Source organism: Sphingomonas sp. CV7422, assembly GCF_027945725.1.
GTDB lineage: Bacteria > Pseudomonadota > Alphaproteobacteria > Sphingomonadales > Sphingomonadaceae > Sphingomonas > Sphingomonas kyungheensis.
Window position 1 is genome coordinate 1422747 of sequence record NZ_CP115900.1, and the last position, 12951, is coordinate 1435697.

A 12951-nucleotide genomic window follows, 5' to 3' on the forward strand; every position below is an offset into this window, starting at 1 on the left:
TTCCTAAGGGTCAATCGAGCGCCGCGTAGAGCATCGTCTTGAGCTCACGGCGGATCGGATAGAGGCTCGACGGCGTGAACTGCGACATGAACACCATGTGCAGCCGCTCGACGGGATCGATGAAGAAGGCGGTGGAGAAGATGCCGCCCCAATAATATTCGCCGACGCTGCCGGGGAGCATCGATCGCGCCACGTCCTGCGTCACCGCAAAGCCGAGCCCGAAGCCGGTGCCGGCATTGTGCGCCTCGCTGAACAGCGAGCGCGACAGGCTGGCGAGATCGCCGCCGCCGGGCAGATGGTTCATCCGCATCAGCTCCAGCGTCTTGCGGCCGAGGATGCGCGCGCCGTCGAGCGTGCCGCCCTGTTCGCACATCCGGCAGAAGCGGTGATAGTCGAGCGCGGTCGAGACGAGGCCGCCGCCGCCCGACAGCAGGCGCGGCGGCTTCGCCCAGGCGCTCTGCGCGCCGCGATCGTAGAGGACGCGCTCGCCGTCGGCGTCGAGGGCATAGCAATCGGTGAGCCGGTCGATCTTGTCGGGCGGCACGTGGAAGCCGGTATCGTCCATGCCGAGCGGCGCGAAGATCCGCTCGCGCAGCACGACGTCGAGCGTCTGCCCGGTCAGCCGCTCGATGACCGCGCCGAGCACGTCGGTGGCGACCGAATAATTCCATCCCTCGCCGGGCGGGAATTCGAGCGGCAGCCGGGCGAGCGCGGCGACGAAGCCGTCGAGGTCCTGTTCGCCGTGCCAGCGCTCCAGCCGCTGCGCGCGATAGGCGGCGTCGATGTTGGAACGGTTCTGGAAGCCGTAGGTCAGGCCCGCGGTATGGCGCAGCAGATCGAGCATGCGCATCGGCGTGGCGGGCGGACGGGTGACGAAGGGCATGCCGCCGCCGCCGCTCTGATAGACGCCGGTGTCGGCGAAGGCGGGCAGCACATCGTGCACCGGCGTATCGAGCGCGACCAGCCCCGATTCGACCAGCGTCATGAACGCCACCGAGGTGATCGGCTTGGTCATCGAGGCGATGCGGAACAGCGACCCCTCGTTCACCGCCGCGCCGCCCTCGCGCGCCGCACCCTGGTGCGAAAAATGGACGATCCCGCCGTCACGCGCGACGAGCAGCTGCGCGTGCGGCAGCAGACCAGTGTCGAGGTACCGCGCCTTTACAAAGGCATCGATCGCGGCGAGGCGTGCCGCCGATAGGCCGTGCCGGCGATGTGACGGCGCTGTCATGTGGTTGCCATACCCCATTTTCTAACTCGTGTTCCATATCGCCTTGAGTGAAGCCGGAATCAACAGTAACCTTTCGTCGAATTCGAACAGGGGCCGGCGTTTCGCGGCCGACCGAAGGGACGTGGCATGGCGGCGGGAGCGGGGCAGGGCTGGCCGGCGATGACGATGGCGGAGGTGCGCGATGCGCTCACCGCGCCGGGCGCGCGCTTCGAGATGGAGGAGGTGGCGATCGACGGCATCGCGACCCGGACATGGAAGAACGCACCCGCCTCGCTCGCCGCGCTGCTCGCCGCGAGCCGGGGGCAGGGCGAGCGGACCTTCCTCGTGCTCGACGACGATCGCGTCAGCTATGCGGCGCATCACCGCGCGGTGGCGGCGCTGGCCGGGCATCTCGTCGCGCTCGGCATCGGCCGCGGCGATCGCGTCGCGCTGGCGATGCGCAACCTGCCCGAATGGCCGATGGTGTTCTTCGCGATCGGCGCGATCGGCGCGATCGTCGTTCCGCTCAACGCCTGGTGGAGCGCGGACGAGCTCGATTTCGCCCTGCGCGACTCGGGCGCACGCCTGCTGATCTGCGACGGCGAACGATTGGCGCGGCTCGCCACGCCCCTGTCGGCCTTGCCGGAGCTGCCGGTCATCGTGACGCGATCGGCGGCGCCGGGGCGGGCGGTGCGGCTCGAATCGCTGATCGGCGCTCCGGCGGACTGGGCCGGTCTTGCCGATGCCGACCTGCCGCAGGTGGGAATCGCGCCCGACGATGCCGCAGCGATCTTCTACACCAGCGGCACCACCGGGCGGCCCAAGGGCGCGGTGCTCAGCCATCGCAATCTCGCCAGCAACGTCCTGTCGAACGGCTATGCCGCGGCGCGCGTCTGCCTGCGCCGGGGGGAGATCCCGCCCGAGCCGGCGCCGCGCGTCGCGCTGATGGTCATCCCCTTCTTCCACGTCACCGGCTGTTCGGCGTCGCTGCTGCCGCTGGTGGCGACGGGATCGACGATCGTGCTGATGCCGAAGTGGGACGCGACCCAGGCGCTCGGCCTGATTGAGCGCGAGCGCGTCACCACTACCGGCGGCGTGCCGACGATCGCCTGGCAGTTGCTCGAACATCCCGACCGGGCGCGCTACGATCTCTCCTCGCTGGAGGCGATCGCTTATGGCGGCGCGCCGTCGGCGCCCGACCTCGTCCGCCGCATCCGCAGCGATCTTAGCGCGGCGCCGGGAAACGGCTGGGGGATGACCGAGACGACCGCGACGGTCACCTCGCTCGCGGCGGAGGATTATCTGCATCGGCCCGACAGCGCGGGCGCGCCGGTCGCCGTCGCCGATCTGGCCATCCGCGACGCGGACGGGATCGCCGACCTGCCGCCGGGCACGCTCGGCGAATTGTGGGCGCGCGGGCCGATGGTGGTGCGCGGCTATTGGAACCGCCCGGAGGAGAGCGCCGCGACCTTCGTCGACGGCTGGGTGCGGACCGGCGATATCGCCCGAATCGATACGGAGGGCTTTCTGTTCATCGCCGACCGCGCCAAGGACGTGATCATCCGCGGCGGCGAGAACATCTATTCGATCGAGGTCGAGAATGTCCTCTATGCGCATCCGTCGGTCACCGACGCGGCGCTGATCGGGGTGCCGCACCGGACGCTCGGCGAGGAGCCGGTCGCGGTGGTGCATCTCTGCCCCGGCTGCACCGCCGATGCAGCGGAATTGCAGGCGTTCGTCCGCGCCCGGCTCGCCGGCTTCAAGGTGCCGGTGGCGATCCGCTTCATGACCACGCCGCTGCCGCGCAATGCCAGCGGCAAGATCCTGAAAAGCGAACTCAAGCATTGCTTCGTCACGGAGCAGGCGGACACCGCCTGACGATGCGGCAAGAAGCAGGATGGCGCCCGCAAAAAATACGCTAGAGCGGTGGGATGGCCGACGCTCCCGCTCCCGATCCGACCCCGATGACACCCGAGGATCAGGTCGCGCTCGGCGCGCCGCTGCTGCCCGGCGGGCGGTCGGAGATCGGGCGGATCGCGCAGCGGCGTGACCGGCTGCTCGCCGCGCTGACGCTGATCGCCGGCATCGGCCTGACGCTCGGCACGCCGTTCGCGCTCAAGTCGGGTGCGGAATTCTTCATGCCGCTCACCGCGGCGCTGGTGATCGCCATCGCGCTGGTGCCGGTGCTCGAATGGCTGGAGCGGCGGCGGATGCCCTCGGCGCTCGCCGCGCTGCTGTGCGTGCTCGTCTTCCTGATCATCGCCAATATCGCGATCGCCGCGATCGTCGTGCCGGCGACCGACTTCTTCCAGCTGCTGCCGAGCCGGATCAGCCGCATCCAGCACAATCTGTCGCCGCTGCTCGATCTCTATTCGACGCTGGAGAAGTCGGTGAACAAGATGTTCCGGCAGATCGCGTCGACGCCGGTGCGGCAGCCGCAGACCGCCGCGGTGGCGCCGCCCAGCTCGATCCTCGAACTCGCCGCGACCTCGGCGCCGACGGTGATCGTCCAGTTCTTCTTCGGCATCCTGATCGTCTTCTTCTTCCTGTCCGGCTGGACCGGGATGCGCAAGAAGACGATCACCCGCCGCAACAGCTTCGACGGCGCGATGGCGACCGCGCGCGTCATCCAGGATGTCGTCGACGACGTGTCCGCCTATCTCGGCACGATCACGCTGATCAACCTGACGCTCGGAGGCGTGGTCGCCGGCGTGCTCTATTTCATCGGCATGCCGTCGCCGCTGATGTGGGGCGGGATCGTCGCGCTGCTCAACTACATTCCGTATTTCGGGCCGATCATCGCCGCCTTCCTGCTCGCGATCGGCGGCATGATGACCTTTACCGACATCTGGGTGGCGATGCTGCCGCCGGCGGTGATGATCGGCTGTCATCTGCTCGAGGCGAATGCGATCACGCCGCTGATCGTCGGGCATCGGCTGACGATCAGCCCGCTGATGATCCTCGTCTCGATCAGCTTCTGGGGCTGGGTATGGGGGACGGCGGGGGCGTTGCTCGCGGTGCCGCTGCTGATCATCATCCAGACCGTGCTGGGCGCGGCGGGCAAGCCCGACATCGCCGGATTCCTGTTCGAACACGGCACGCTGGTGCAGCAGGAACGGCTGCGCCGGCGCCGCGGCGACGACGATGGCGAGCGGCCGAACGAATAGGCCGTTGACACCCCCCGATCGCTCGCCTAGTTGGCGCGCCTCAACGCTTTCAGCGGGTGTAGCTCAGTTGGTTAGAGCGCCGGCCTGTCACGCCGGAGGTCGCGGGTTCGAGCCCCGTCACTCGCGCCATTCCCTTCGTGGGATTGGGGAAGACTATCGGAACATGCGGGAGTATGTCGCGTCGCTCAGCCGGGCGGACGATCTGCTCCGACCGCGTATCACGCGGGTGTAGCTCAGTTGGTTAGAGCGCCGGCCTGTCACGCCGGAGGTCGCGGGTTCGAGCCCCGTCACTCGCGCCATCCGCTTTCGCGGATGAGCGTTCCCGCCGCGGCTAGCGCCAGCGGCCCGTCTCCATCCACAGCAGCAGCGGCTTCATCGGCACGATCCAGACGATCCCGGCGATGAGGTAGAAGGGCAATTGCAGCCACCACGCCCAGCCGCCGACGACGCCCGATGCGCTGACGATGATCGCCGACCACAGGCCGATCAGCGCGATGATGAGCAGCACGCCCGCGGGCTTGCGCCAACTCGGGGTCATGGGACGATCCAATCCGATTCGGTGACGATGGCATGCAGCGGTACGTCCCACGGATCGGCGGGGCAATGATCGACCTGCTGCACCGACCAGGCGACACCGACCCGCCACGCGAACGGCAGCTGCGCGAAGGCGCGATCGTAGAAGCCCGCGCCCTGACCCAGTCGATGCCCGTCGGCGTCGAAGCCGAGCAGCGGAGTGAGGATGATGTCCGGCACGACCTCGGGGGCGTCGGCGTCGGGCTGGCGCAGCCGGTAGAGCCCCTCGCTAAGATCGTCGCCGCACCGCCACGCCAGGAAGCGCATCGGCCGATCGCGCCGCGTGACGTGCGGCAGCGCCAGACGGCACCCGGCGTCGGCGGCGGCGGCGAGCAGCGGGGCGGGATCGGCCTCGCTGCCGAACGGCGCATAGCCGGCGACGACCGTCCCCGCGGTCAGGCGATCGGTGAACGCCGGCGGCACGCGCATCGGCCGGTCGCGCGCGGTACCGTCGCGGACGGCACGCAGGCGGGCGCGGAGGGCTGGCTTGTCGATCATCGCTCCGGTCGCGGCGCGGAAGAGAAAGGCGGGTGGCGGGACCGCCGTGGCCGTGTGCCAAAATATCCACCGACGCCCAGTAACGTCAGGTGGGGACCATGTGCGTCGGACCAGGGTCCGGGCAGGGACAGCCCCCTTGGATGATGAATAGCCTCAGGGATAAAGTAAGGCTCGTACCGGGCAGAACCCGCCGCTGCCTGATTTAGGATGTCGCGACGCCGGTGGCAATGGGGGGAAGGCTAACCCGCGACCGGATCGCGCTCCAGCGCATTGGCCAGTGCCTCCAGCCGGTCGGCGATGCGGGCGAGCGCCGGCTCGCTGACCGCGGCGCCCTCGGGCGGCCGGTGCTGGATCTCGTCGAGCGCGTCCGCCAGCATCAGCGCGACGAACAGCATCGCGCGCTCCCCGGGCACGTTGCCCGCGGCGCGCAGCGCGCCCGGCCAGCGTTCGTCGAGCATCCGGCCGAGCTGTTGCAGCCGCGCTTCCTCGCCGTCGCGGCAGGCGACGGTAAACGGCCGGGTGCCGATCGTCAGCGTCACGTTCGCCATCAGGATGCGGAGCCGCGGGCGATGACGTCGTCGAGCGCGCTCACCGCCTCGGCCATCCGCGCCTTCAGCGCGGCGTGGCGACGCGCGAGGGCGTCGCCGGCCCGGGCGCGCGCATCAATCGCGGATTCGATTCGGGCGATCGCAGCGTCGATGCGATCGACCGCACTAAGAGTATCGGGCATGCGGAGGGACGTAGGCGCGGCCGTGGCGAGCGGCAAGCCGGCAAAGTCCGTCCCGCAATCGGCCCGGCGCACGCCACGCGCGGTTGACAGACCGGGGGGCAGACTCGCAAAGGCTGGCGCGCCCGGCGCGGCCCCTGTGTCGCCGCGCAGCTCATGCATTAGCGAGGAGAGCCCAGATGACGGTGAAGGTTGCGATCAACGGCTTCGGACGGATCGGACGTCTGGTGGCGCGGGCGATCATCGAACGGAACGCCGGCGATCTCGAACTGGTGGCGATCAACGATCTCGCCGATGCCAAGTCGAACGCCTGGCTGTTCAGCCGCGACAGCGTCCACGGCAAATATCCCGGCACCGTCGCCGCGGAAGGCAATGACCTCGTCATCGATGGCAAGCGCATCCGCGTCACCGCCGAGCGCGATCCCGCCAATCTGCCGCACAAGGACCTGGGCGTCGAGCTGGTGCTCGAATGCACCGGCTTCTTCACCGATCAGGCGTCGTGCCAGAAGCATATCGATGCCGGCGCCAAGAAGGTGCTGATCTCGGCGCCGGGTAAGGGCGTCGACCTGACCGTCGTCTATGGCGTCAACCACGACAAGCTGACCGCCGAGCACACGATCGTGTCGAACGCGTCGTGCACCACCAACTGCCTCGCGCCCGTCGCCAAGGTGCTCAACGATGCGATCGGCATCGAGCGCGGCCTGATGACGACGGTGCACGCCTATACCAACGATCAGAAGATCCTCGACCAGATCCACCCCGACCTGCGTCGGGCGCGCGCCGCGGCGATGTCGATGATCCCGACCACCACCGGCGCGGCGCGCGCGGTCGGCGAGGTGCTGCCCGAGCTCAAGGGCCGGCTCGACGGGTCGGCGATCCGCGTGCCGGTGCCCGACGTCAGCCTGGTCGACCTGACCTTCACCCCCAAGCGCGACACGACCAAGGACGAGGTCAATGCGATCCTCAAGGCGGCGTCGGAAGATGGTCCGCTCAAGGGCGTGCTGGTCTTCTCGGACGAACCGCTTGTCTCGATCGACCTGATGCACACGCCGCAATCCTCGACCGTCGACAGCCTCGAAACCGCGGTGATCGACGGCAAGCTGGTCCGTGTGGTCAGCTGGTACGACAATGAATGGGGCTTTTCCAACCGCATGGTCGACACCGCGATCGTGATGGCGAGCTTCCTCTAAGCCGATGGGCGCCTCGGGCGGCGTGCTCGCCGGCATTGCCCGGCACGCCCGGCCCAAGGGGCCGATGGAGCTGCTCGATGCGATCGAGGTGACCGTCGGGGGCGGGCTGCACGGCGACTTTCGCGGTGCGGTCAAGCCCGGCGGTCGCGGCCGGCGGCAGGTGACGATGATGGAGCGGCGCGACTGGGACGCGGCGATGGCCGAACTCGGCCACGTCCTCCCCTGGCAGGAGCGGCGCGCCAATCTGCTGCTCGACGGCATCGACATCCCGCAGGTACCGGGCGCGGTTCTCCGGATCGGCACGGTCGAGCTGGAGATTTCGTTCGAATGCGATCCGTGCAGCCGCATGGAGACGATCGCTGAGGGACTGAAGGCGGCGCTGACGCCCGACTGGCGCGGCGGCGCCTGTGCGCGGGTGCGGCGCGGCGGCCGGATCGCGGTCGGCGATGCGGTGACGGTGATCGAGGCGGGTCGCTGACCCGATGGCATGACATGAAGGAAGATGCGATGACCAAGGCCTTCAAGACGCTCGACGACATGGGTGAAGTTTCGGGCAAGCGCGTGCTCGTCCGCGAGGATCTCAACGTGCCGATGGCGGATGGCGCGGTGACCGACGATACGCGGCTGCGCGCGACGCTGCCGACCGTCACCGAACTCGCCGATCGCGGCGCGATCGTGCTGATCCTTGCCCATTATGGCCGCCCCAAGGGCGTGCCGAGCCCCGACATGTCGCTGGCGATGCTGGCGCGGCCGTATAGCCACGTGCTCGGCCGCGAGGTGCGCTACATCGACTGGGAGGGGGCCGAGGAGGCGGTGGCGACGCTGCAGCCCGGCGATATCGCGATCCTCGAAAATACCCGGTTCTTCGGCGGCGAGGAGAAGAACGACGCTGCCGTGGTCGAGCGCTTCGCCCGGCTCGGCGATCTCTACGTCAACGATGCCTTCTCCGCCGCGCACCGCGCGCATGCCTCGACCGAGGGTCTGGCGCATGTGCTGCCCGCCTTCGCCGGCCGGGCGATGGAAGCGGAACTCGATGCGCTGGAAAAGGCGCTCGGCAAGCCCGAGCATCCGGTCGCGGCGGTGGTCGGCGGCGCGAAGGTGTCGACCAAGCTCGACGTGCTCAAGCATCTCGTCACCCGCGTCGATCATCTGATCATCGGTGGCGGCATGGCCAATACCTTCCTCGCCGCGCGCGGCGTCAACGTCGGCAAGTCGCTGTGCGAGCACGACCTCACCGGCACCGCCGACGAGATCCTCGACGCCGCGGATCGCGCCAATTGCACCGTCCATCTGCCCTATGACGTGGTGGTCGCGAAGGAATTCCGCGCCAATCCGCCGGTCCGCACGATCAACGTCCATGAGGTCGCGGCGGACGAGATGATCCTCGACGTCGGGCCGAGCGCGGTCGAGGCGCTGGGCGACGTGCTCAAGAACTGCCGCACTCTGGTGTGGAACGGCCCGCTCGGCGCGTTCGAGACCGCGCCGTTCGACGTCGCCACCGTCAGCCTCGCGCGCACCGCGGCGGCGCTGACGCAGGACGGCAGCCTCGTCTCGGTCGCCGGCGGCGGCGATACCGTCGCCGCGCTCAACCAGGCGGGGGTGGCGGATCGCTTCACCTTCGTCTCGACCGCGGGCGGCGCCTTCCTCGAATGGATGGAAGGCAAGGACCTGCCCGGCGTCGCCGCGCTGATCCGCGGTTGATCGGACGGGGCGCCGCTCAGGCGGGCGGCGCCTCGGCGAGCAGCGGCGCGAGGATCGTGTTGAGATCGTCGAGTTCGAACGCCGCCGCCTTGGCGTAGCGGACGACGCCGGCGCGATCGATGACGTAATTGGTCGGCAGCGCGTTGCCGATCAGCGGATAGGCGCCCTTCACCCGTCGCGCCGGGGTGATCGCCAGCGCCGCGAACAGCGGCTTCATCCGGAAGGCCGGCACCGAATCCTCGGTCGCGATCGCGAAGACACGCAGGCCATGGCGCTTCTGCATGCGATAATAGCCGTCGAGCAGCGGCAGTTCGTGGCGACACGGCCCGCACCAGGTCGCCCAGAAATTGAGCACCACCACCTCGCCGCGCAGGTCGGCGAGCTTGACCTTGCTGCCGTCGATCAGCGTCAGCTCGGCCGGTGGCGCCGGCCGCCCGACCACCGAGGCCGGCGGATCGGCGCGGGTTGCCGGCGCGGCGACGCAGAAGGCGACGGCGGCGGCCGCATATCGAAAAGCCCGCATGATGATCTCCCCCCGCGACCATCTGATCACGCCCGCGGCGGACCGGTCAAGCCGGGCCGGCTAAACGGTTGATCAAAGTCCCCGTCCGCAGTAGGTTAAACGCGTTAAACAGGCAGGTGGCATGCTCGGCGTTCGACTCGACACGGAATTGGAGGAGCGGCTCGCCGCCGTCGCGCGCACGCAGGGGCGCAGCAAGAGCGATATCGCACGCGAGGCGGTGCGCCGCTACGTCGATCTGCACGACGAGGCCTATCGGCGCGAGGCACGCCGCCAGTCGACCCGCGCCTCGGCGCGCATTTCGGTCGCCGACGGCGTCTTCTGGCAGGATGGCGCGGCGTGGAGATAAGCCATGGCGCGATCGTGCTGGCCGACGGCCCGGCAGGCGAGCCGCAGCGGCCCTGCGTCGTCGTCCAGTCGGATCTGTTTAATGCGACGCATGCGACGATCACCGTCTGCCCGCTGACCAACGTCATCGGCGGCGAGGCGCTGTTCCGCGTCGTCATGTCGCCGCGCGAGCACAATGGCCTCACCGCCGAATGCGAAGTGCAGATCGACCGTATTTCGAGCATCGCGCGCGAGCGGATCACGCAGGTGATCGGCCATGCCAGTCCCACCCGCATGGAGCAGATCGACCAGGCGTTGCGCCGCTGGCTGATGCTCTGACCCTATCCGTCCCAAGGAGCCGACCCATGACCACCAACGTCACGCCCGCCGTCAAGGCGATCCTCGACAAATATGAAGCGACCAGCCCGGCGGTGAAGGCGAACCTCGCCCGCATCCTGATGCACGGCAAATTGGGCGGCACCGGCAAGCTGGTGATCCTGCCGGTCGACCAGGGGTTCGAGCACGGGCCGGCACGCTCCTTCGCGGTCAACCCGCCCGCCTATGATCCGCACTATCATTACCAGATCGCGGTCGACGCCGGCCTGTCGGCCTATGCCGCGCCGCTCGGCCCGCTCGAGGCGGGGGCGGATACCTTCGCCGGGCAGATCCCGACCATCCTCAAGATGAACAGCTCGAACAGCTGGGCGACGAGCATCGATCAGGCGGTGACGGCGAGCGTCTCGGATGCGCTGCGGCTCGGTTGCGCGGCGATCGGCTTCACCATCTATCCGGGATCGGACGCGATCTTCGAGCAGATGGAGGAGATCCGCGAGCTGAGCGAGGAGGCCAAGTCGGTCGGCATCGCCACGGTGATCTGGAGCTATCCGCGCGGCGGCAAGCTCAGCAAGGACGGCGAGCTCGCGCTCGATGTCGGCGCCTATGCCGCGCATATGGCGGCGCTGCTTGGCGCGCATATCATCAAGGTCAAGCTGCCCTCCGCGCATATCGAGCAGGAAGAGGCCAAGCGTGTCTACGAAGGCACCGACTGGTCGAACCAGGCCGATCGCGTCCGTCACGTCGTCCAGGCGAGCTTCGCCGGCCGGCGCATCGTCGTCTTCTCGGGCGGCGCGGCGAAGGGGGCGGATGCCGTCTATCAGGACGCGCGCGACATCCTCGCCGGCGGCGGCAACGGTTCGATCATCGGCCGCAACACCTTCCAGCGCAGCCGCGAGGATGCGCTCGACATGCTCGGCAAGCTGATCGCCATCTACAAGGGCGAGGCGGCCTGACGCGATGACGTACGCCGCGTCGGAGCCGGATCACGATCCGCCCGGCGCGGCTGCGACCGCAGCTGTACTCGACCTGCCGCAGCGCTTCGCCTATCATCGCTCGGTGGCGCCCTTGTTGTGGATGCTGGTTGTGATTGGTTCGATCGAGCTCGCGGTCACGCATCTGCTCGTCGCGCTGTGGAGCCGTCCGGTGGCGCTGGCCGTGTCCGCCGTCACGCTGGCGGCGCTGGCCTGGCTGGTGCGCGCCTTGCTGATGATGAAGCGTCGCCCCGTGCTGCTCGATCACGCGCGGCTGGTGATGCAGGTGGGCACGATCCGGCGTGTCGATATCCCCCGCGACGCCATCGCCGGACTGAGGCCGTCGCTGCCCGCGGCGGCGCTGAAGCAGCGTTCGACGCTGAACCTCGCGCTGCTCGCCTATCCCAACGTCGTCGTCGATCTGCGCCGGCCGCTGCCGGGACGTCGCGGCATCGTCACGATCGCGCACCGGCTCGATGATCCTGCCGCTTTCGTCGCGGCGTGGAAGGCGCTAGGCGCTCAGCGATGACCGAAGACGATCCGCTGGGCCCGCTCGACCCTGATTTCGCCGCGCATTTCGAGCGTGCCGACCGCCGGCCGCCGTGCCAGCTCTATCTGATCTCGCCGCTCGACGTCACCGGCGGCTTCGCCGACCGGCTCGCGCGCGCGCTCGACGCCGGGCCGGTCGCGGCCTTCCAGCTGCGCATCAAGGATGTCGACCAGCATAGTGCCGCCAAGCTGGCCGAGCCGCTGCAGCGGATCTGCGCCGATCGCGAGGTTGCGTTCATCGTCAACGACAGTATCGCGCTGGCCAAGCGGCTCGGCGCCGACGGCGTGCATCTCGGCCAGGAGGACGGCGATCCGCGCGAGGCGCGCGACGCGCTCGGGCCGACCGTGCAGATCGGCGTGACCTGCCACGACAGCCGTCATCTCGCGATGGAGGCGGGCGAGGCCGGCGCGGATTATGTCGCCTTCGGTGCCTTCTTCCCGACGACGACCAAGACGGTCGAGCATCATGCCGATCCGTCGATCCTGTCGTGGTGGGCGTCGATGTTCGAACTGCCGAGCGTCGCGATCGGCGGCATCACCCCGGTCAACGCACCCGCGCTGGTGACGGCGGGCGCCGATTTCCTCGCCGTGTCGGGCGCGGTCTGGGGCGGTGACGAGGCGGCGGCGGTGCGCGCTTTCGCGGCGGTGCTGGCGGGCTGACGCCGACAGTCTTGCGGCGACGCCGCGGCAGATTGTACAATCCTCCCCGGGGAAACGGGTGGGGTTTTGTAAAGTGTTGAAAGTATTGGTGTGGGCCGCGGTCGGTTGGCTGGTTGCGGCGGGCGTCCTCACGACCTCGAAGGCGGTGGCGCAACAACGGCGTGACTATGTGACGCCGAGCATCGCCGCGCATGCCGGTCTCGCCGCCTTGTCGCAAGCCTGCACGATGCGCGTCCCGCCGCCGTTGATCGCGGCGAAGACCCGGTTGCAGTCGCTGGCGGTGCGCAACGGCTGGCCGGTGCCGCGCTTCGAGGCGACCTATGCCGCCGCGCTCGCGCTCGCCGTGCGGCGGATCGCCACCACGCAGCCGGGACAGCGCGCGCAGGCCTGCGGGCGGTTGCGGGCGATGGCGGGGGAGCCTGCGCACCCGGCTCCGGTGGGATAGGGCGCGGCAGGCAACCCGCCGGCGCTTCGGCCGTTTGATCCACCAGCGTAACGGTCGGAAAGGACGGCGGCATGAGG

The 12951-nt window shown here is 69.0% G+C and carries 17 protein-coding genes and 2 tRNA genes; 13 read left to right on the forward strand and 6 right to left on the reverse strand.

Going from position 1 to position 12951, the window contains the following annotated elements:
* Window positions 1–10 precede the first annotated feature (10 nt).
* Entirely contained in the window at window positions 11–1231 is a 1221-nt protein-coding gene (locus PBN85_RS06895; protein ID WP_271300548.1) for a serine hydrolase domain-containing protein, read from the reverse strand.
* 126 nt (window positions 1232–1357) lie between these two features.
* Between PBN85_RS06895 and PBN85_RS06900 the strand changes: the two genes are divergently transcribed.
* The 4 genes from PBN85_RS06900 (at window position 1358) to PBN85_RS06915 (ending at window position 4676) form a co-directional block, all read left to right on the forward strand.
* Entirely contained in the window at window positions 1358–3088 is a 1731-nt protein-coding gene (locus tag PBN85_RS06900) for a class I adenylate-forming enzyme family protein (RefSeq protein WP_271300549.1), read from the forward strand.
* Between the two features lie 53 nt (window positions 3089–3141).
* Window positions 3142–4377 (forward strand): AI-2E family transporter, encoded by a 1236-nt coding sequence (locus PBN85_RS06905; RefSeq protein ID WP_037530671.1) that lies wholly within the window; start codon window positions 3142–3144, stop codon window positions 4375–4377.
* 52 nt (window positions 4378–4429) lie between these two features.
* Window positions 4430–4506: transfer RNA gene (locus PBN85_RS06910), tRNA-Asp, on the forward strand.
* Window positions 4507–4599: 93 nt separating this feature from the next.
* Window positions 4600–4676: transfer RNA gene (locus PBN85_RS06915), tRNA-Asp, on the forward strand.
* A 32-nt stretch (window positions 4677–4708) separates the two neighbouring features.
* Here the strand turns inward: PBN85_RS06915 and PBN85_RS06920 are convergent.
* From PBN85_RS06920 to PBN85_RS06935, 4 genes are all read right to left on the reverse strand, one after another.
* Window positions 4709–4915, reverse strand: a complete 207-nt coding sequence (locus PBN85_RS06920) for a DUF2842 domain-containing protein (protein ID WP_037530672.1) — start codon at window positions 4913–4915, stop codon at window positions 4709–4711.
* Window positions 4912–5448: a 5-formyltetrahydrofolate cyclo-ligase gene (locus PBN85_RS06925; protein WP_271300550.1), complete on the reverse strand. Its 537-nt coding sequence runs from the start codon at window positions 5446–5448 to the stop codon at window positions 4912–4914. The genes PBN85_RS06920 and PBN85_RS06925 overlap by 4 nt, the downstream gene beginning before the upstream one ends.
* 239 nt (window positions 5449–5687) lie before the next feature.
* Window positions 5688–5996 (reverse strand): cell division protein ZapA, encoded by a 309-nt coding sequence (locus PBN85_RS06930; RefSeq protein WP_037530676.1) that lies wholly within the window; start codon window positions 5994–5996, stop codon window positions 5688–5690.
* Complete coding sequence (locus PBN85_RS06935; protein ID WP_037530911.1) at window positions 5996–6178, reverse strand: hypothetical protein; 183 nt, start codon at window positions 6176–6178, stop codon at window positions 5996–5998. The genes PBN85_RS06930 and PBN85_RS06935 overlap by 1 nt, the downstream gene beginning before the upstream one ends.
* A gap of 176 nt (window positions 6179–6354) precedes the next feature.
* Between PBN85_RS06935 and gap the strand changes: the two genes are divergently transcribed.
* The 3 genes from gap to PBN85_RS06950 are packed head-to-tail and all read left to right on the forward strand — an operon-like array spanning window position 6355 to window position 9066.
* Complete coding sequence (gene gap, locus PBN85_RS06940) at window positions 6355–7365, forward strand: type I glyceraldehyde-3-phosphate dehydrogenase (RefSeq protein WP_271300551.1); 1011 nt, start codon at window positions 6355–6357, stop codon at window positions 7363–7365.
* A 4-nt stretch (window positions 7366–7369) separates the two neighbouring features.
* Window positions 7370–7843, forward strand: a complete 474-nt coding sequence (locus PBN85_RS06945) for an MOSC domain-containing protein (protein WP_271300552.1) — start codon at window positions 7370–7372, stop codon at window positions 7841–7843.
* Between the two features lie 29 nt (window positions 7844–7872).
* On the forward strand, window positions 7873–9066 hold the full coding sequence (locus PBN85_RS06950) for a phosphoglycerate kinase (RefSeq protein ID WP_271300553.1): 1194 nt from the start codon (window positions 7873–7875) through the stop codon (window positions 9064–9066).
* A 16-nt stretch (window positions 9067–9082) separates the two neighbouring features.
* Here the strand turns inward: PBN85_RS06950 and PBN85_RS06955 are convergent, their stop codons facing one another.
* The gene (locus PBN85_RS06955; RefSeq protein WP_037530686.1) at window positions 9083–9589 is read right to left on the reverse strand and encodes a TlpA family protein disulfide reductase; all 507 of its coding nucleotides are present in this window, start codon (window positions 9587–9589) and stop codon (window positions 9083–9085) included.
* Between the two features lie 121 nt (window positions 9590–9710).
* Between PBN85_RS06955 and PBN85_RS06960 the strand changes: the two genes are divergently transcribed.
* From PBN85_RS06960 to PBN85_RS06985, 6 genes are all read left to right on the forward strand, one after another.
* Window positions 9711–9935, forward strand: coding sequence for a ribbon-helix-helix protein, CopG family (locus PBN85_RS06960; RefSeq protein ID WP_271300554.1), 225 nt, complete (start codon window positions 9711–9713; stop codon window positions 9933–9935).
* Window positions 9926–10252, forward strand: a complete 327-nt coding sequence (locus PBN85_RS06965) for a type II toxin-antitoxin system PemK/MazF family toxin (protein ID WP_235199461.1) — start codon at window positions 9926–9928, stop codon at window positions 10250–10252. The genes PBN85_RS06960 and PBN85_RS06965 overlap by 10 nt, the downstream gene beginning before the upstream one ends.
* 26 nt (window positions 10253–10278) lie before the next feature.
* The gene (locus PBN85_RS06970; RefSeq protein WP_037530689.1) at window positions 10279–11202 is read left to right on the forward strand and encodes a class I fructose-bisphosphate aldolase; all 924 of its coding nucleotides are present in this window, start codon (window positions 10279–10281) and stop codon (window positions 11200–11202) included.
* A 4-nt stretch (window positions 11203–11206) separates the two neighbouring features.
* Complete coding sequence (locus PBN85_RS06975; RefSeq protein ID WP_051583178.1) at window positions 11207–11749, forward strand: hypothetical protein; 543 nt, start codon at window positions 11207–11209, stop codon at window positions 11747–11749.
* Entirely contained in the window at window positions 11746–12429 is a 684-nt protein-coding gene (gene thiE / locus PBN85_RS06980; protein ID WP_037530690.1) for a thiamine phosphate synthase, read from the forward strand. The genes PBN85_RS06975 and thiE overlap by 4 nt, the downstream gene beginning before the upstream one ends.
* 145 nt (window positions 12430–12574) lie before the next feature.
* Window positions 12575–12874 carry a hypothetical protein gene (locus PBN85_RS06985; RefSeq protein WP_271300555.1) on the forward strand — a complete coding sequence of 100 codons (300 nt, stop codon included), beginning with the start codon at window positions 12575–12577 and terminating at the stop codon, window positions 12872–12874.
* Window positions 12875–12951 lie beyond the last annotated feature (77 nt).

Coding starts and splice junctions, on each gene's coding strand:
- PBN85_RS06895 (WP_271300548.1), bottom strand. CDS start 1,231: ATGACAGCGCCGTCACATCGCCGGCACGGCCTATCGGCGGCACGCCTC.
- PBN85_RS06900 (WP_271300549.1), top strand. CDS start 1,358: ATGGCGGCGGGAGCGGGGCAGGGCTGGCCGGCGATGACGATGGCGGAG.
- PBN85_RS06905 (WP_037530671.1), top strand. CDS start 3,142: ATGGCCGACGCTCCCGCTCCCGATCCGACCCCGATGACACCCGAGGAT.
- PBN85_RS06920 (WP_037530672.1), bottom strand. CDS start 4,915: ATGACCCCGAGTTGGCGCAAGCCCGCGGGCGTGCTGCTCATCATCGCG.
- PBN85_RS06925 (WP_271300550.1), bottom strand. CDS start 5,448: ATGATCGACAAGCCAGCCCTCCGCGCCCGCCTGCGTGCCGTCCGCGAC.
- PBN85_RS06930 (WP_037530676.1), bottom strand. CDS start 5,996: ATGGCGAACGTGACGCTGACGATCGGCACCCGGCCGTTTACCGTCGCC.
- PBN85_RS06935 (WP_037530911.1), bottom strand. CDS start 6,178: ATGCCCGATACTCTTAGTGCGGTCGATCGCATCGACGCTGCGATCGCC.
- gap (WP_271300551.1), top strand. CDS start 6,355: ATGACGGTGAAGGTTGCGATCAACGGCTTCGGACGGATCGGACGTCTG.
- PBN85_RS06945 (WP_271300552.1), top strand. CDS start 7,370: ATGGGCGCCTCGGGCGGCGTGCTCGCCGGCATTGCCCGGCACGCCCGG.
- PBN85_RS06950 (WP_271300553.1), top strand. CDS start 7,873: ATGACCAAGGCCTTCAAGACGCTCGACGACATGGGTGAAGTTTCGGGC.
- PBN85_RS06955 (WP_037530686.1), bottom strand. CDS start 9,589: ATGCGGGCTTTTCGATATGCGGCCGCCGCCGTCGCCTTCTGCGTCGCC.
- PBN85_RS06960 (WP_271300554.1), top strand. CDS start 9,711: ATGCTCGGCGTTCGACTCGACACGGAATTGGAGGAGCGGCTCGCCGCC.
- PBN85_RS06970 (WP_037530689.1), top strand. CDS start 10,279: ATGACCACCAACGTCACGCCCGCCGTCAAGGCGATCCTCGACAAATAT.
- PBN85_RS06975 (WP_051583178.1), top strand. CDS start 11,207: ATGACGTACGCCGCGTCGGAGCCGGATCACGATCCGCCCGGCGCGGCT.
- thiE (WP_037530690.1), top strand. CDS start 11,746: ATGACCGAAGACGATCCGCTGGGCCCGCTCGACCCTGATTTCGCCGCG.